This window comes from Streptomyces sp. NPDC018029, assembly GCF_044327655.1.
Lineage (GTDB): Bacteria > Actinomycetota > Actinomycetes > Streptomycetales > Streptomycetaceae > Streptomyces.
Window position 1 is genome coordinate 505,417 of sequence record NZ_JBIRFV010000006.1, and the last position, 17,242, is coordinate 522,658.

15 protein-coding genes are annotated in these 17,242 nt (G+C 70.2%); 3 read left to right on the plus strand and 12 right to left on the minus strand.

Annotated features, from left to right (window positions below):
* Positions 1-37: 37 nt before the first annotated feature.
* From ACH4D5_RS21415 to ACH4D5_RS21435, 5 genes are all read right to left on the minus strand, one after another.
* The gene (locus tag ACH4D5_RS21415; protein WP_398304692.1) at positions 38-1,183 is read right to left on the minus strand and encodes a hypothetical protein; all 1,146 of its coding nucleotides are present in this window, start codon (positions 1,181-1,183) and stop codon (positions 38-40) included.
* A gap of 10 nt (positions 1,184-1,193) precedes the next feature.
* Positions 1,194-3,881, minus strand: coding sequence for a type II secretion system protein GspG (locus ACH4D5_RS21420; protein WP_398304695.1), 2,688 nt, complete (start codon positions 3,879-3,881; stop codon positions 1,194-1,196).
* Positions 3,882-4,192: 311 nt separating this feature from the next.
* Positions 4,193-4,564 (minus strand): cupin domain-containing protein, encoded by a 372-nt coding sequence (locus ACH4D5_RS21425; RefSeq protein ID WP_398304698.1) that lies wholly within the window; start codon positions 4,562-4,564, stop codon positions 4,193-4,195.
* Positions 4,565-4,799: 235 nt separating this feature from the next.
* Complete coding sequence (locus ACH4D5_RS21430; RefSeq protein ID WP_398304701.1) at positions 4,800-6,005, minus strand: 4-hydroxybenzoate 3-monooxygenase; 1,206 nt, start codon at positions 6,003-6,005, stop codon at positions 4,800-4,802.
* 102 nt (positions 6,006-6,107) lie between these two features.
* A complete protein-coding gene (locus tag ACH4D5_RS21435) occupies positions 6,108-6,875 on the minus strand; it encodes an IclR family transcriptional regulator (RefSeq protein WP_398304703.1) in 768 nt (255 codons plus the stop codon).
* A gap of 70 nt (positions 6,876-6,945) precedes the next feature.
* Between ACH4D5_RS21435 and ACH4D5_RS21440 the strand changes: the two genes are divergently transcribed.
* From ACH4D5_RS21440 to ACH4D5_RS21450, 3 genes are all read left to right on the plus strand, one after another.
* The gene (locus tag ACH4D5_RS21440) at positions 6,946-8,046 is read left to right on the plus strand and encodes a glutamate--cysteine ligase (RefSeq protein WP_398304706.1); all 1,101 of its coding nucleotides are present in this window, start codon (positions 6,946-6,948) and stop codon (positions 8,044-8,046) included.
* Between the two features lie 240 nt (positions 8,047-8,286).
* Positions 8,287-9,486, plus strand: coding sequence for a hypothetical protein (locus tag ACH4D5_RS21445; RefSeq protein WP_398304709.1), 1,200 nt, complete (start codon positions 8,287-8,289; stop codon positions 9,484-9,486).
* A 7-nt stretch (positions 9,487-9,493) separates the two neighbouring features.
* Positions 9,494-10,090, plus strand: a complete 597-nt coding sequence (locus ACH4D5_RS21450; RefSeq protein WP_398304711.1) for a hemerythrin domain-containing protein — start codon at positions 9,494-9,496, stop codon at positions 10,088-10,090.
* 39 nt (positions 10,091-10,129) lie between these two features.
* Here the strand turns inward: ACH4D5_RS21450 and ACH4D5_RS21455 are convergent, their stop codons facing one another.
* The 7 genes from ACH4D5_RS21455 to ACH4D5_RS21485 all read right to left on the minus strand — a co-directional run bounded on the left by ACH4D5_RS21455 (position 10,130) and on the right by ACH4D5_RS21485 (position 17,209).
* Complete coding sequence (locus tag ACH4D5_RS21455) at positions 10,130-10,942, minus strand: SAM-dependent methyltransferase (protein WP_398304714.1); 813 nt, start codon at positions 10,940-10,942, stop codon at positions 10,130-10,132.
* An 83-nt stretch (positions 10,943-11,025) separates the two neighbouring features.
* The gene (locus ACH4D5_RS21460) at positions 11,026-11,997 is read right to left on the minus strand and encodes a fumarylacetoacetate hydrolase family protein (RefSeq protein ID WP_398304717.1); all 972 of its coding nucleotides are present in this window, start codon (positions 11,995-11,997) and stop codon (positions 11,026-11,028) included.
* A 69-nt stretch (positions 11,998-12,066) separates the two neighbouring features.
* The gene (locus ACH4D5_RS21465; protein WP_398304720.1) at positions 12,067-12,999 is read right to left on the minus strand and encodes a VOC family protein; all 933 of its coding nucleotides are present in this window, start codon (positions 12,997-12,999) and stop codon (positions 12,067-12,069) included.
* A gap of 4 nt (positions 13,000-13,003) precedes the next feature.
* A complete protein-coding gene (locus ACH4D5_RS21470) occupies positions 13,004-14,023 on the minus strand; it encodes an amidohydrolase family protein (RefSeq protein WP_398304723.1) in 1,020 nt (339 codons plus the stop codon).
* Positions 14,020-15,147, minus strand: coding sequence for an FAD-dependent oxidoreductase (locus ACH4D5_RS21475; protein ID WP_398304726.1), 1,128 nt, complete (start codon positions 15,145-15,147; stop codon positions 14,020-14,022). The genes ACH4D5_RS21470 and ACH4D5_RS21475 overlap by 4 nt, the downstream gene beginning before the upstream one ends.
* 23 nt (positions 15,148-15,170) lie before the next feature.
* A complete protein-coding gene (locus tag ACH4D5_RS21480; protein WP_398304904.1) occupies positions 15,171-16,175 on the minus strand; it encodes a cyclase family protein in 1,005 nt (334 codons plus the stop codon).
* Between the two features lie 38 nt (positions 16,176-16,213).
* Entirely contained in the window at positions 16,214-17,209 is a 996-nt protein-coding gene (locus tag ACH4D5_RS21485; RefSeq protein ID WP_398304729.1) for a fumarylacetoacetate hydrolase family protein, read from the minus strand.
* Between the last annotated feature and the right edge of the window lie 33 nt (positions 17,210-17,242).

Consider the following 17,242-nt stretch of genomic DNA (forward strand, 5'->3'; position numbering starts at 1 on the left):
AGGTGACATGTCACACCGGGATCGCGCCGCCGCTTCGTCAGTGGCTTCCCGCGAGGCCTCGGCCGAGGCCGCCGGACAGCAGCGGCCGCAGGGCCGCCTGCGCCCGTTCGAAGTAGCCGGGGACCTTCGCCGCGCTCTGGGCGTACCGGACGGCGTTCGCCAACTGCGCGGCCTCCGCCGCGGCCGCGGCCTCGGCGGCACCTGCGGCTCCCGCGGCCCCTGTGGTTTCGGCGGCCGCCGCCGCGAGCGGCACCGCCGTGGGCCAGGCAAGCACCACGAGCGTGACGAGCAGGGCCGCGCCGAGGCCGATGGCGAGCCACTTCTTCAGCTCCCTGCTGTCGGCGGTGTTGTCGTCCCAGTACTGCTGCATCGCGGGCAGCAGCACGAGCTGATGCTGGTTCTCCAGTTCGCGCAGGCGGCGGGCGACCCTTTTGAGCACCTCGAGGGGGGCGCCCTGCGGCAGGGGCGTGGTGTGGATCTCGTACAGCACCAGGCCGTCCTTGCCGATGCCGTCGGGGCGGAACGTGGGTTTGTAGCAGATCCACTCGTACTTGACGTTCCCGGGCGCTCCGGTGGAGGGCTGGGTGGGGAGAAGCGGGTAGTACAGCTCGTTCCAGTACGGCCGCCAGGTCGAGCGGCGCACCTCGATCCGCGTCGGGGCGCCGATGCTCACCCGCCCGGCGCGCTGGAGGGTGAGCATCTCCTTGAGGGCCGGGTCGATGACGAAGCGTCTCAGGGTGTTCATCTTGTGCTGGAGGTCCTCGACCTCGGCGTCGGCGGCCTCGTCGACCGTGGTCACCTCGACGAGTTCGAGGAGTATGGTCGTCCCCTCGGTCCGGACGCCGAGCATGTCCGAACGCAGCTGCCGGCCGGAGGTCTGTGACCTGATGTCGCGCTTCAGGGCGGCGCGGCCGAATACGTTGCGGTACTCCGCGAGGATCCACTTGGCGAGGATCTCCGTCGCGCCGCGGAACCGCTTGGTGTTGAGGTAGCTGATCTCGCTGAACACCTCGGAGTCCGGGTAGCGCTGCGTGTAGTACTTCGTGAAGCACTCGACCATGTAGTACTCAGCGGTGAGCGCCTCCAGATACCGGCGCATGCCGTCGGTGTTCCCGTTGCCGTCCGCGCCGATCTTCCGCGTCGGCAACGAGCAGTAGGAGTCCAGGAGTTGAATGTCCGCCATGGCGCTCCCGCTATCCGTTCTCGGCGAAGTCCGAGCCGACCTCGATGTCGAGGCCGCTGCACGGCGTGTACTCGAACCAGGTGCCGACGAGATTCCCCTCCGCGTCGGTGGAGATGTCCAGCCCTTCGTCCGTGCCGCCCGCCGACGAGTCCGCGCCCTGGCTGGTCACCACGAACGGCGCGGTGCGCCCCGGGTTCTGGTAGAGATACGGCCGCCCCCACGGGTCGGTGAGGATCAGATTCGGGCGGCTGTCGAGCAGCACCCGCAGGCCCTGCCGGGTCGTGGGGTAGTACTCCGGCTCGATCGGCGCGCCGCGCCAATCCGGGTCGACCCGCTGCTTCGCCTTCTCCGCGTACTCCTCCAGGGCCTCCACGATGGCCTCGATCTCGCGCCACGCCCGCTGCTGGTTCACCGTCAGCAGGGGGCGGGCCCGGGCGGCGATGTCGGGGTTGGCGGGCGGAATGCCCGGGTAGTTGGTCCGTGCGTACGCCTGGATCTCCTCGGCGATGGACATGTACGGCGGGTCCTGGGGGTCCGGCGAACCGTCGCCGTCGATGCGGCCGGTGGACATCAGCCGGGAGAACGCGCGCTCGAACCCGGGCCGGACGGGCAGCACCACGCGGGCGGCACCCGCCCGCAGGAATTCGCGGCGCAGCGGGTCGGGGTGCCACAGCAGCCGCTTCGTCTCGGCGAGCTTTTCCGACCCCCAGAAGTACGGGTAGAAGAAGTAGAGGACGTTCTCCCATTCGACGGCCTGGTGCAGGAACTTCACGAACTCGCCGAATTTCCGGATCTTCAGCCAGGACGCGGTGGTGACGGGAAGCGTGGAGGGGTCGATGTCGTCGGTCCAGGTGGGGGTGCCGCTGGTGCCGAGGGCCGCTAGCATCGCGTCGATCTCGTCGGGTGCCGTGTCGAAGTCGGAGCCGAAGAGCCACTGCAGGGACCGCTTCATCAGCTCTTCGCGCTCGGCGCGGCGCAGCGTGAGGGTGTCGTCGCGGTTCAGCTCCGCGAGGAGTTGTTCCCGGCGGTCCCGCACCCGCTGCTGGAGCGTGTAGTACTGCTGCTCGGCGGCCTCGCGCAGCTTCTGCCAGGTGGCGACCTGCCAGGCGAGATACGCCTGGTCCGACAGGCGCAGGGTGGCGGCGAGCCGGAAGCCGGCCCAGCTGATGTTGCGGTGCGTGTACTGGATGGAGAGGTGGCCGGTCTTGCCGTTCAGGTGCAGGAGCTGGGACTGGTAGCGGCCCTTGATCTCCGGGCCGACCTGGGTCGCGGTGACCTCCGGGGCCTCGTCGCCGATCACGTCGAAGCGGGCCAGGTCGGCGGGGCGCCAGCCGTAGTAGTTGACCTCGAAGAGGATCGGCACGAGTTCATAGCCCTCCGGCAGGTCGATCTGCCAGGACTGGTACCGCGTCGTCACGGCTTCGTCCTCTCCGATGATGGAGGGGAACTCGTAGGTGTAGTCGGGCGGGCTGAGGTATTCCTCCGGTGGCGCGGTCACCGACGCGCCGTAACGGGCGGCGAGCGTCATCCAGTTGGTCCGGTCGATCTGGCCGATGCCGAAGGCGAATTCGTAGGGGGTGGCGAGGGTCTTGTCGATCTCGGCGAGCTCCATGAGCTGGCGCCGCAGCGCCCCGCCGGGGTCGGGGACGACCAGGTCGTACGTCATGCGCAGGCCGTAGCGCATGAGGTCCACGCGCCACTTGCGCATGATCCGGTAGTAGTCGATGCGCATCACGCGGGGGGAGTTGTTGGTGATCACGCGGGCGGCCTCGTCCTCCTCGCCGCGCCGGGTCTCGGTACGGAAGGAGACCTTGTGTTCCTTGCGCGAGCGGGAGGAGGCCTTCGACGTGATCTCCGTGGCGTGCTTGTTGCTGGCCTGCCGAGACTCGTGGTCGGACGTGGACACGCCGTAGTTGAACGTGCTCGTGACCGATACCGTGCCGTAGCTGCCGCTGGCCGTGACGCCGAAGTTGAGGTTGGTGTCGCGCTTGGACTCGTTGGTGGTGGACATGGCCACGTCCGTCTTCTCGGCCACGCCCTTCTCGGCGTACGTCTCCAGTTCGTCCGTGACGATCCGGGACAGCTCCTCGCTCTGTGTCGACCACTCCTTGTGGCTCACGCGCACGGTCTCGCCCGGTGCCATCGGGATGGTCGAGACGAGCTCGCCGCGCTCCAGGCCGACCGGCTGCATTTCGATCCGCTCCAAATGGAGCCAGCCGACCGGCTGGATATCGGCCTCCTCGACGAAGCGGTCGACGAGCAGGGCGACGTCGGTTGCACCGGGCTGTACGGTCCCGGATCCCGCGTCGGCCGCCTCCGTGCCGTCCGGCGTCCGAAGCGCCGCGACCTCTCGGCCGAGGGCGGCCAGCGTCTCGGGGGTGACACTGGCGTACAGCCGGGCGGTGCTCGCGGCGGCGGCCGGATCGCTGTCGCGGAGGGAGGGCAGGATGGCCGCGAACGCGTCGGCCAGCTCGCTGCTCTCGCTGCTCTGTCCTGAGAGCCGTTCTCCCAGAGCTTCGGTCTCGGAACGGGTCAGCCCCAGGGACCGCATGAAGTTCAGCTTCGCGAACACCGACATCGATGTTCCCCGCACGGTGGCCGCACCGGGATCGGTGGGCTCGGCCGGCACGGCCGAAGGGGCGGGTTGGGTGTAGGTCGCTTTGAGGATCGCCCGGGTGGAGTTGGTCAGTCCGGTCATGCTGTCGTCCCCCTCAAACTGCGGCACCGCCGCGGTGTTCAGCGCATGACGAATCGCCTGGCTGGAGCGTCTTGGAGTCCGCCGCCCCGCGAACTGCCGCGTCAGGAAGCGAAGGAGAAAGGGAAAGGGAAGGGAAGGAGATGGCGAAGAAGAAAGCCATGAAGAAGCCGTCGATGCGGCACGCTAGCAGCTCCGGCCAGTCGCTTTCGTCACCCTGGCGAGTGAACACTTTTCGGCCGCCGAGGGGGCACGCCCCCCGGCGCGGCCCCGGGGGACGGAAGTGACGGAGCCCCCCGAGGACGTCAGGCGAGTTACCCCGTCGGGCCCGGTGCCTTCGCGTACTCGTCTGCCATGCCTCCCGCGAAGTCGTACAGGACGACCGGTTCCTCGCCGAGGACCCAGGCGTCGTGACCGGGCGAGCACACGAAGACGTCGCCCGGTCCGACTTCGCTTTCGCCTCCATCGTCCATGCGAATGCGCATGCGGCCCTGGACGACGTAGCCGTTGTGGTGGACCTGGCAACTCTTGGTCCCCGCGATCGGGGCCACGGACTCGGACCAGCGCCAACCGGGCTCGAAGGTGCCCACCGCGAAATCCAGGCCTGTCAGATGGACGGCTTCGAGGTGACCGTGGGGGAAATCTCGCCGCTCGTCCGGCTTCTCGACCGTCTTGACCTCCATCATGACGACTTCCTCCGTCCGGGCTGTGCCTGTGCCGTGGAGTCAGTCGTCGCCGCCGCGGGGTCCACGGTCGACGTCACCGGCCGACCCCTTCACTCCATCGTCTGCCTGTCAACCGGGGGACGCCAACCGGGGCCTCACCGGGTTGGCGCGGCCCGCCCCGAGGGCGACGTCGTCGTCGCCATCCGCATGTACGCGGTCCGCCGGCGGGGCGCGGTTCAGGGAATGCGGTCGGCCTTCACGTCGAGGAGGGCCAGCCGGTGTACTGCTCGGCGAGGTAGGTGCGACCGGCGCGGGTGCCCACCACGTTGTCGAGCTCGCCGAGCTGGCGGCGCAGGCCGAACGGCGTGCCGTCGGGGGCGGTGTGCAGCAACTGTGTCATCCAGTACGAGAAGTTCTGTGCCCGCCAGACCCGTTGCAGGGCGCGCGGCTGATAGTCGTCCAGCGCCGTTTCGCCCGCGCTGCCGAGGGCGCGCGGCAGGACGTCGGCGAGCACCTTCACGTCGTGCAGCGCGAGGTTGAGCCCGCGGGCACCGGTCGGTGGCACGGTGTGCGCGGCGTCGCCGGCGAGCGCCATCGAGCCCCAGCGCATCGGCTCCTGGACGAATGAGCGGAACCGCAGCACCGTCTTCTCCAGAACCGGCCCCTCCTTGAGGCGGAAGCCGTCCTGCCCGGCCACCCGGGCCTGGAGCGTCTCCCAGATGCGGTCGTCCGACCAGGCTTCGACGGACTCGTCGGGGGCGCACTGGAAGTACATCCGCTGCACCGTCTCGGTGCGCTGGCTGATCAGCGCGAACCCGTGCTCGGAGTGGGCGTAGACCAGTTCGGGCGCGCTCATCGGCGCCTCGGCCAGGATGCCGAACCACGCGAAGGGATATTCGTTGCCGTAGCGCGCCCGCCGCTCCTCGGGCACCAGGTCACGGCACATGCTGCGCGACCCGTCCGCACCGACGACGTACCGCGCCCTGATCTCGTGCCGGGTGCCGTCGGACGCGGTGTAGCGAACGCGGGGAGCGTCGGTCGTGATGTCGAGGACCTCGGTCTCCTGGACGCCGAAGTGGACCGTGCCGCCGTCGCGGGCCCGGGCGTCGGCCAGGTCGATGAACACGTCGGTCTGCGGGTAGAGCCACACCGACGCGCCCACCAGCTCCTTGAAGTGGATGCGGTGCGGCCGGCCGCCGAACCGGAGCTCGATGCCCTCGTGCTCGTGGCCCTCGCGCAGAATGCGGTCGGAGACACCTGTCTCGACCAGGTCCCGGGCCGCGTCGGCCTCCAGGATGCCGGCCCGCTGCGTCGTCTCGATCTCGTACCGCGAACGGGTGTCGACCACGATCGTCTCCACGCCCGCGCGCCCGAGCAGGTGAGCCAGCATCAGCCCGGCCGGGCCGGCCCCGATGACAGCTATGGGAACCGAGACAACGGTGTCGACGGCGGCGTCGGCCATGGCATCTCCTGAGCGACTGCGGACGTTCGGAACACCGAGAACGTTGGCATCAGGGGGAGCTGTCGGTCGCCGGTGTTTCCGTCAGGCGGAAGCCGCCCGCGATCAGACCGCCGTACGCGCCCGCCGGCCGAGCTCGTCGGAGATCCCGTGCGCGGCCCTGAGGAGCGGCTCGCGCAGGCCTCGCGCACGACGGGTGCCCCGCGCCGTGACGACGATCCCCAGAACGGCGCTGACGGGCCCCGCCCGGCCGATCCGCACCGGCGCGGCCACCGCGAGAGTGTCCTCCGAGAGCTGCCGGTCACTGATGAAGACCTGCTCGCGGCGGATGCGGTCCAGCTGGCCGCGCAGCGTCTTCGGGTCGGTCACGGTGTGCGGGGTCCAGGCCCGCAGCGGCGACTCCAGGACCTCCTCCTGGACGTCCCGCGGCGCGTGCGCCAGCAGCACCCGGCCCATCCCGGTGGAGCCTATGGGAAACCGGCTGCCGACCATCGTCAGCAGCTGCACCGACCGGTGCCCCGCGATCCTCTCCACGAACACGAGTTCGATGCCCTCGCGCACCCCGAGCTGGATGTTCTCGTGGGTCGCCTCGTAGAGGTCCTGCATGAACGGCAGGGCCGCATCCCGCAGAATCTGCGTCCGGGGGCATCCCGAGGCGATCTCCCAGAGCCTGAGTCCGATGTGCCACGCGCCGTCCTCCCCGCGCTCCAGCGCTCCCCATTCGGCCAGCTCGGCGATCACGCGGTGGGCGGTGCTCAGGGCCAGGCCGGTGCGCTGGGCGATCTCCGACAGGGTCTGCGAAGGATGTTCGTGATCGAAGACCGAGAGGATCTCCAGGACCTTTCCAGCCGCTGTGCTCCGGGGTTCGCTCACGCGGTCAGTTTCGCAGACCGGGTCGGGCCGGCGGGAAGTGACCGTGTGTTTCGCTTAGGCTCGGAGCACGATGAGTCTGATCACGGTGGGTGTCGAAGAGGAATACCTCTTGCTCGATCCCTCCTCCGGCTACCCCGTTCCGCTGGCCGAGCAGGTCCGTGTTGCCGCCGGTCTCGAGCCGATCGTGGAGGAACGGGAGATCCAGGCGGAGCTGATCGAGGCGCAGGTCGAGGTGGCCACCCCGGTGTGCACCGATCTCGACGAAGTGGGCGGTCACCTGTTGCGGCTGCGCCACGCGCTGGGGCGTGCGGCGGAGAGCCACGGGTGCCGCCTCGCGGCCTGCGGCACGCCGCCGCTCAAGGAGGAGGCGCCGGTGCCGGTGACGAGCCTGCCGCGCTACCGCGCCCTGCGGGCGCAGGCGCCGCAGCTCGTCGCCGAGCAGTTGGTGTGCGGCATGCACGTGCACGCCGCCGTGCCCGACCCGGAAGTCGGCGTGGCCGTCCTGAACCGGGTCCGGCTGTGGCTGCCGGTCCTGGTCGCCATGTCGGCGAACTCCCCGCTCTGGTCGGGCCACGACACCGGGTTCGCCAGCTGGCGCACGGTCGTGTTCGGGCGCTGGCCGGTCAGCGGCCCGCCACCGCACTTCGACGGCCTCGCCGACCACGAGCGCCGGGTGGGGCAGCTCCTGGCCTCCGGAGCGCTCATGGACCTGGGCCAGATCTACTGGCAGGCCCGCCTCTCCAACCGCTACCCCACCATCGAGGTGCGCTGCTCGGACGTGCAGCTCCGCACGGACGAGGCGGTGATGTACACCGGCATCGTGCGCGCGCTCGTCGCCACCGCCATCGCGGAGGTCAAAGCAGGCGTCCCGGTGCTGCCCTGCGCGCCGGAACTGCTGCAGGCCGCGAACTGGCACGCGGCCCGGCACGGGCTCAGTGGCTCGCTGGTCGACCGGGAGGGCAGGCTGCGCAGCTCCGGCGACGTACTGTCCCAGCTGATGGACCACATCATGCCCGCACTCGAAGAGGCCGGGGACACCCGCGAGGTCACCGCGCTCGTCCACCGCCTGCTCCAGGAGGGGACGGCGGCCGACCGGCAGCGCCGTGCCCTGGCCGAAGGCGGCGTGCGCGCCGTCATCGACCTCATCGTCACCGAGACCACCGCGGTCTGAGTCGGGCACCGGGCGCCCGAGGCATATCCGTCCTGCTTCGGTGCGGCGTGGTTTGCGTCATGTCCTACGTCGTGGGAGGAGCGCCCCGGCTGACCCAGCAGGGGGAACCGCGGGCATTGGTGCGCCGGCGGTGGCCGGAACCTGCCGGTCGCGCCCGGACTCGTGCAGGGGCCTGTGCTCGCCGCTGATGGCGGGGTACCTGGTGGCCCTACACGCTGCCCCGGTGCAGGAGGCATTGAGATGGCTTTCAATCCGCTCGAACAGCGGGGTATTCCGCTGGACCGTCAGCTGCGCAGCTGGCGGGAGCTCGACGTGGCGCCCATCGACCCGGACCACTGCGACCCGTACACCCGTTGCCGGATCATCGCGATGAACGGCATCGAGGTCGAAGCGATCATGTTCAGCCACCAACTCGCCCGGAACACGGTGGACCCGGACGTCAAGCGGAACCTCGCCAGTGTGCGCTACATCGAGGCACAGCAGCAGAAGGTGGTGAACTGGCTGCTGCCGGGTGTGTCGTCGGTGCTGGAGACGACCATCGCGTACGAGCAGGTGGCGGTGGACCTGACGGCGTGGGTGGCGCGGATGGAGCCGGATCCGTATCTGAAGCAGGCGTATCAGTTCGGTGTGCTGGAGGACTTCGACCATCTGTACCGGTACGCGAACCTGTACGAGATGATCGAGCACCGCAAGGCGGAGTCGATCGTGGACGGCCTGACCGAGGTCATGCCGGGCCGGCCCACCCGGTTCCACCACCGTGACCCGGTCGACAACGTGCGCGACGCCTACGACACGTCCGCCACGAGCCCCCTGTCCAAGCTGCATGCCCTGACGATCATGTCGGCCGAGCAGCAGACCATGAACTTCTACATGAACACCGGCCCCACCTACATGGAGCCCATCGCCCGCCGACTCTACCAGGAGATCGGGCTCATCGAGGAAGAGCACGTCACCCACTACGAGTCGCTCGTCGACCCGGGGGAGACTTGGTGGGAGCAGCTGGTCAACCACGAGTACAACGAGTGCTATCTGTACTACTCGTTCATGGAGCAGGAGAGCGACCCCAGGGTCAAGGCGATCTGGGAGCTGCATCTGAACATGGAGCTGGAGCACCTGCACATCGCCTGTGACCTGATGCGCCGCCACGACGGGCGCGAGCCGCAGGAGGTGCTGGCGCCCGAGCTGCCGAACGTGCTGACCTTCGAGCCGAACAAGGCCTATGTGCGGGAGCTGCTCGACACCCAGATGGACCTGACCACGCTGGGCGCCGGCTACGTCCGTGAGGCCCACGAGCGGTTCGAGAAGATGCAGGAGCGGATCCACGGTGGCGAGTCGCCCCCGAGCGACCGCGTGATGGTCGAACACGGCGAGATGTTCGGGCGCGAGTACCGCCTGCAGACCGAGGGCGAGCACCCCGATCCTTCCCAGCGGGAGAAGTGAGGCGGCCATGTCCACTCGCCACACCACGCCCCAGGCCGGTGACGACCGGTCCAAGGACACCGACGTCGTCTCCTTGCTGATGCGTCAGCACGGCGACATCCGCAACCTCTTCGACGAGGTCGAGGCAGCGAAGGGCGAGGAGCGCCGCGACGCCTTCCGCAGGCTGGTGCGGCTGCTCGCCGTGCACGAGACCGCCGAGGAGGAGGTCGTCCACCCCTTCGCCCGGCGCGGCCTTCCGGGCGGCAAGCAGGTCGTGGAGGACCGGCTCGCCGAGGAGAAGGCGGCCAAGGAGACCCTCGCCGCGCTCGACGACTACGACACCGACGACCCCAAGTTCATGCCCCAGCTGCTGAAGCTGCGCAAGGACGTCCAGGAGCACGCGCGCGCCGAGGAGCGGTACGAGTTCACCCACATCCGGCGCAGCACCGACGCCACCAGCCTCGCCGCCATGGCCAAGGCGGTGAAGGCCGCCGAGGCCATAGCGCCCACGAGGCCGCACCCGGGCGTGGAGTCCGGCGCGGCCAACATGGCCCTCGGTCCGGTGGCCGCGCTCATGGACCGCACCAAGGACGCGGTCCGCAAGGCCATGGGCAAGGAGGACTGACGTCCGGCGCAAGCCGACCCGGAGTCGCCGTGATGCCGGTCAGGGCTTCACGGCGACTGCGCCGAACTGGGGGAGTACCGCCGGGGATTCCGAATCGGCGCGCCACCGCGAGCACGACACGAGGCCGGGCGTGAGGAGGTCGAGGCCGTCGAAGAACGCGCTGATCTCCGTGCGGCTCCGGGCGGTGATCGGGGGCGTGGCGTTCTCGTTCCAGAACTTCATGGCCTCGACGTTGCCCTCGCCGCCGAGGTCGGTGTCGGTGGTCGGGTGCGTCATGGCGAGGTAACTGCCGGACGGCACCGAGGACATGACGCGGCGCACGATGTCCAGTGCCTGTTCCGTGTCGAGGACGAAGTTGAGGATGCCCAGCATCATGACCGCGACGGGCCGGTCGAGGTCGAGAGTCGCCGAGGCGCCCTCGATGACGCTGTTGGGGTGGTGGGCGTCGGCGTCGATGTAGTCGGTGGCGCCCTGTGGGGTGCCGACGAGCAGGCTGCGGGCGTGGGCGAGCACGATGGGGTCGTTGTCGACGTAGACGATCCGGGACTCGGGCGCGATCCGCTGGGCGATCTCGTGAGTGTTGTCCAGGGTCGGCAGCCCGGTGCCGATGTCCAGGAACTGCCGCACTCCGCAGTCGGCGGTCAGGAACCGGACCGCGCGGCCGAGGAACTCGCGGTCCGCGCGGGCCACGTCGCGGATCACCGGGAACATCGTGGCGACCTGGTCACCGACCTGCTGGTCGACCTCGTAGTGGTCCTTCCCGCCGATCCAGTAGTTCCACACCCGCGCGTTGTGCGCGACTCCGGTGTTCAGCCTGGCCGATACGTCTGACGGGTGCTGGCTCACACTCACGTCTTCCCCTCTCCGCGCGCACGCCTGTGCTGTCCTGGGTACGCAACCACTGTGACGACAAAGAACAGTGTGGCCATTGTCGCTCACGGTCGTTCCGGGGACCGGCGCCGGCCGGTGGGCAGCGGGACGGGTTCGGTACCTGGCGCGACGGTGTTGGTGAGGGTGCCGATGCCCTCGGCGGTGAGGGTGACGGTGTCGCCGGGCCTGAGCGGGGGCACGCTCTGCTCGCCGTCGCGGCCCCACAGTTCGGCGAGGCAGCCGCCGTTGCCGCAGGTGCCGGAGCCGAGTACGTCGCCGGGCACGACTCGCGTGCCGCGGGAGGCGTAGGCGGTCATCTCCTCGAAGGTCCAGCTCATGTTGGACAACAGGTCCTCGCCCACGGTGTCGCCGTTGATCTCCGCGGTGAGGGCGAGCCGCAGAAAGCCGTCGGCGTCGCGGTGGGGTTCCAGTTCGTCGGCGGTGACGAGGTACGGGCCGAGGGTGGTGGCGGTGTCCTTGCCTTTGCAGGGGCCGAGGCCGACCTTCATCTCCGCGCCCTGGAGGTCGCGGGCGGACCAGTCGTTGAGAATGGTGTAGCCGACGATGTGGTCGCGCGCCCGCTCCGGGGTGAGATCGCGGCCCTCCCGGCCGATCACGGCGCCCACCTCCAGCTCGAAGTCCAGGACGGCCGAACCGGGCGGCACGGGTACGCCGTCGTGCGGGCCGTACATCGCGTGGGGGTTGGAGAAGTAGAAGGTCGGCGCCGCGTACCACTGTTCGGGGACGCCGCCGGTTCCCTCCACCGAGCGGCGTACCCCTTCGACGTGTTCCTCGAAAGTGACGAAGTCCCGCACCGAGGCGGGCTGGAGGGGAGGCAGGAGCCGGACCTCGCAGACGTGCGGGCCAGGGGGTACGTCGAGGACCGCCGCGCCGGCGGCGAGCAACCCCGGCAGCCCGCCGGACTCCCGGAGCAGGTCGGTGAGCGAGGTGACGCCGGGCAGCGGGAAGAGAGTGCCGTCCCCCTCGACGACCGCCACCCGGCGGCGGTGTCGGTGTTCGTAGGCGGCGAAACGCATGGCGCGGCTCCAGCGGCGTGGGATCGGAAGAAGCGTGGATCGAAGAGGAGTCGGACGCGGGCCGCCGACCTAGACCGGCGGGGCGGTGAAGACGCCGGGGTCGGGGTCGTTGAAGGACTCCTTGGCGACCAGTTCATTCATGGGGTTGGCGGTGCCCCACTGGTCGGTGACCTCCGGCCGGGAGAAGTCGTAGACGTGGGGGTGCCAGGTGTCCTCGTCCAGGCACTCCAACTCGGTGGTGTACTCGACGGTGTTGCCGTGCGGGTCGAGGAAGTACGTGAAGGTGTTGTCCCCGGCCAGGTGCCGCCCCGGCCCCCAGATCTTGGTGAAGCCCGCCCGCGTGACGCGTCCGGAACCGCGCATGTACTCGTCGATGCCGCGCATCTCGAAGGACACGTGGTGCAGCGACGTGTGCGGGCCCTTCGCCAGCGCCATGGAGTGGTGCTGGTTGCTGATCCGCATGAAGTGCATGACCTCGCCCATGTGCGGCGAGCTGAGCGTGTCGGAGAGCGCGAAGCCGAGGTGGCGCTCGTACCACGCGCGGGTGCGGTTCAGATCGGGGGAGTTGAGGACGACGTGGGAGAGCTTGACCGGGATCGCCTCCTTCTCCTCGATCCTGCGGTGCTGCCGGACCTCGACGTCCGCGGAGACCTCGATGGTGCGTCCGTCGACGTCGAAGAAGCGGAATCCGTAGCCGCCGCCGGGGGTGTCGACCTCGCCAGGACGCGACACCAACTGGGCGCCGCCCGCGAGGAGTTGTTCGGCGAGCGTGTCGACGTCGGCGGCGGACGCGGCGCCGTAGGAGACCAGGTCGAGCCGCTTCTCCGCGGCTTTGCGGAGCCGTACGACGTACTGCTCCGGAGAGCCCTCGGCGGCGAGGAAGGAGATGCCGGAGTCCTCGGCGACCTTGGTCAGACCCCACACACCGGCGTAGAAGTCGAGCTGCTTGTCGTAGTCGGGCACGGCGAGGTCGACGTGCCGCAGATGAGTGAGCAGACGCATGGTGTCAGTCCTTCCGGAGGAGGGCGGAGGCGTTGCCGCCGCGTACGGCGTGGAAGTCGGCTTCGGGGAGCCGCGCGGCACGCAGCGCGCCGACGGGGTCCTCGGTGCCCATGTCGAAGGGGAAGTCCGAGCCGAGCAGCACCCGGTCGGCCCCGGCGGCCCGGACCAGTTCCCGCAGGGCGGGCGGGTCGTGGACCAGGGAGTCGAAGTACAGCCGTTTCAGGTAGCTGCTGGGCCGGTGTGCGCAGTCGGTGGCCGCGTCGGAGCGGGCCGACCAGGCGTGGTCGGAGCGGCCGATGTGGGTGGGCAGGTAACCGCCGCCGTGCGCCGCGATCAGCTTCAGCGCGGGGTGCCGGTCCAGCACCCCGGAGAAGATCAGGTGCGAGAGCGCGACGGCGTTCTCGGTGGGCTGGCCGACCGTGTTGGACAGGTACCACCGGTCCAGGCGCTCGTCGAGCGTGCAGCCGAAGGGGTGCAGGAAGAGCAGGGCGCCGGTCTCCTCGGCCCGGGTCCACAAGGGTTCATAGGCGGGATCGGAGAGTTCGCGGCCAGGGGTGTGGCTGGAGATCTCCACGCCGAGCAGGCCCTGCGCGAGGGCGTGGTCGAGTGCCTCGACGGCGAGCGCCGGGTGTTGGAGCGGGACGAGACCCAGTCCGCGCAGCCGGTCGGGGGCGGCCGAGCAGTGCGCGGCCGACGCCTCGTTCGCCAGCCGGTACACCTTCTCCGCGGTCTCCTCGTCGGCCCAATAGTGGTAGTGCGAGGGGGAGGGGCTGACCAGCTGGACGTCCACGCCCTGGGCGTCCATCGCGGCCAGGCGCACGCCCGGGTCGGTCAGTCGCGGGAGACGTTCGCGGACCATGGTCCCGCTGACCGCGAGGGCGTCCGGGCCGTTGCGGCGGGCTTCCAGGGCGCGCGCCTCGGCGAGCCCCGGCCGCCCCTCCACGAGGGCGTCGACCTCGGGGAGCAGGACGTGGGCGTGCACGTCAACGGTGGGTGCGTTCAGGGCAGTTACCTGAGTCTTCACGGCAGTTCCCTCAGCATGGTCATGGTGCGGGCCATGAGGCCCGGCACGTCGCCGCGCACCCCGTCGAGCTGCCACTGTCCGATCTGAACGGACGCCTCGACGACCGGCCGGACGCGGGCGATCCGCCGCTCGTAGTACGCCTGGAACAGCGAGTCGTCCCAGGTGTCGGACCCGGTCAGCGTCTGGGCGAGGACCCAGGCGTCCTCCAGGGACAGGGCGGCGCCCTGGGCCAGGGTGGGCGGGCAGCAGTGGGCGGCGTCACCGACGAGGACGACCCGTGCGCGGTGCCAGGAGCCTTCGACCAGCAGCCGGTCGAACCAGGTGTAGTTGACCTTCGCCGGGTCGGTGATGTGCTCGGTGATCTCGGGCCAGCGGCCGCCGTAGGCCGAGGCCAGCCGGCGCATCTCGTCCGCGTACGTCTCGCGGGGCAGGGCGGCGCGGTCGCGGTTGGCCTCGACGACGAAGGCGTACAGGGTGGTGTCGCTGGTGGGACAGTAACCGGCGATATGGGCGGGACCGTCGTAGACGATGTCGGCGCGGGTGACGCCGGCCGGGCGCGGCGCCGCGACGCGCCAGATGGCCATGCCGGTGGGTTCGGGCTTGACGGTGACGCCGATCGCGGCGCGGGTCGCCGAACCGAGGCCGTCGGCGGCGATCACCAGGTCGTAGTGGGCCTCGGAGCCGTCGGAGAGCCGGACGGAGACGCCGTCGGCGTCCTGGCCCAGGATCTCGGCGGTGGTGCCGAGCCGGACCGACGCGCCGCTCGCGCGCACTGCCTCGCTGAGGATCCGCTGGAGCCGGGGGCGCTGCATGCCGACGGTGGAGGGCAGCTCGTCGCCGCCGGTGCGCAGGTCGTCCTGTACGTGCTGGACCGTGCCGTCGGGCGCGACGATGCCGATCGAGCCGAAGCCGAAACCGGACGCCTCTACCTGCTCCCAGACACCGAGTTCACGCAGGACGCGCAGTGCGTTGCCCTGGAGGGTGATGCCGGATCCGGCGGTGGCGTTCCAGTCGTCCTTGGCTTCGATCAGGTCCACCGTGTGACCGGCGCGGCGCAGCAGGATGGTCACGGCGTTGCCGGCCGCGCCGCCGCCGACGACGAGGACCGTGCGGGGGTGGTTCATGCAGAACTCCTTGCTTGCTCGCCCTACTTGACGGCGACCGGATTGACGGGGGAGCCGACGGCGCCGGTGATGGGCAGCGGCGCGGCGGTGAGCCAGAACGCGTACTCGCCGTCGGCCGCGCAGTCCTCGGCGAGTCCGTCCAGGTCCCACATCTCGCCGATGAGCAGCCCGATATGGGGGATGGCGACCTGGTGCAGGGGCTGGAAGGCGTGCTCGAACTCGTTGGGCCGCACTTCGAAACCCCAGGTGTCGGTGGCGATCGCGGCGATCTCCGTGCGGTGCAGCCAGCCCACGGAGGTGAAGGACAGGCCGGGCGCAGGACCGCCGGCGTACTCACCCCAGCCCTCGCGGCGCGCACGCGCGAGCCGCCCGGTGCGCACCGTGACGAGGTCGCCGCGCCCGACCCGCACACCGTGGGCCGCGGCCGTCCGCTCCAAGTGCTCCTCGGTGATGGCGAACCCGTCGGGCAGCTCGCCGTCGGCGTCGCCGAGGACACGGCCCACGTCCAGCAGGACGCCACGTCCGGCGATGTGCGGCGCCATGTGTTCGATGCCGGTGACCTGGTCCCCGGCGGAGGTGACGACCTGTTCGGCGGCGCGGCCGTTCCAGGCGATGCCGTGATCGAAGATGTGGCCGAGGCCGTCCCACTGGGTGGAGCACTGCAGCGGCATGGAGATCACGTCGTCGGAGCCGCCGTGCCCGTGCGGGAAGCCCTGGTTGGCCAGCGCGGCGTCCGTGCCGGTGTCGAGCATCGTGTGCACGGGGTTGGTGCGGCGGCGCCAGCCCCGCTGGGGGCCGTCCATGTCGAAGCGCTGGGACAGGGAGAAGCTCACGCCGCGCCGCACGAGCGCCGCGCCTTCGCGCCGCTTGGCCTCGTCCAGGAAGTTCAGGGTGCCAAGGCGGTCGTCGGCACCCCAACGCCCCCAGTTGGAGAACGACTTGGCCGCCGCGGCGATCGCGCCTTCCGGGTCGGTGCGGTCCGGTGGATCGAGCGGGGCGGTGCGGTCCGGTGGATCGTGAGGGGCGATGCGGTCTGGCGTGTCTTGCGGGGTGGTATGGCCCGGGGTCACGACGTCACCTCCGCCACGCAGCGGGTGCGCTGGGCACCGAGGCCGGAGATGGCGCCGTCCATGACATCGCCGTCGCGCAGGAACCGCCCCCAGTGCATGCCGTTGCCGGCCGGGGAGCCCGTCAGGACCAGGTCGCCGGGGAGGAGCCGGGCGGTTCGAGAGGCGTACGAGACCATGCGGGCCACGTCGAAGAGCATGTCCTTGGTGGACTCGTCCTGCATGGTCCCGCCGTTGAGCTTGAGCGTCAGGCGCAGGTCACCCGGGTCGGCGATCGATGCGGCGGGCACGATCCACGGGCCCAGCGGGGTGAAGCCGGGCGCGTTCTTGCTCCGCAGCCAGTCCGTGCCGACCTGCGGCATGTCCCGGCGGAAGACGGTCGCGCGGTCGGTCAGATCGTTGGCGATCGTGTATCCGGCGACGTACTCCAACGCCTGTTCCACCGGCACCCGGTGGGCGGGGCGCCCGATCACGGCCGCCAACTCCAGCTCCCAGTCCGGCTTCTCGGCCCAGGCCGGCAGGACCACGTCGTCGTACGGGCCCGTGATCGCACTCGGCAGGCCGATGAACACGTACGGCAGGTCCTCGGCCGCACGCCGGTCCATGATCTCGGCGGCCTCGGCGCGCCGCTCCTCCTCCGCACGGTCGTCGCCCGGCGCCCGGTGCGCGACATGCAGGTCGATGACGTGTTGCCGGTAGTTCGCGCCGGACTGGAACACCTGACGCGGCTCGACCGGCGCGTGCACCCGGAACTCCGCGAGCGGCTCGCGCCGGGCGGCCTTGTCATCGGCCAGCGCCGCCAGCCGCGGCACCACCGCGTCCCAGCACTCCAGGACCCCCCTCATGGTCAACTCGGCGTCGCCGAGGGCGGATCGCACGTCGATCACCTGGGCGTCGGGGGTGACGAGAGCGGGGAAGGCCGGCTCCCCAGGGGCGGAAAGGGTGGCCAGAGCGAAGGGTCCGGCGAAGAGAGCGGACGCGGCTTCAGGTTTCACGAATGTCCTCCTGATTGCGATGGCACTAATCTG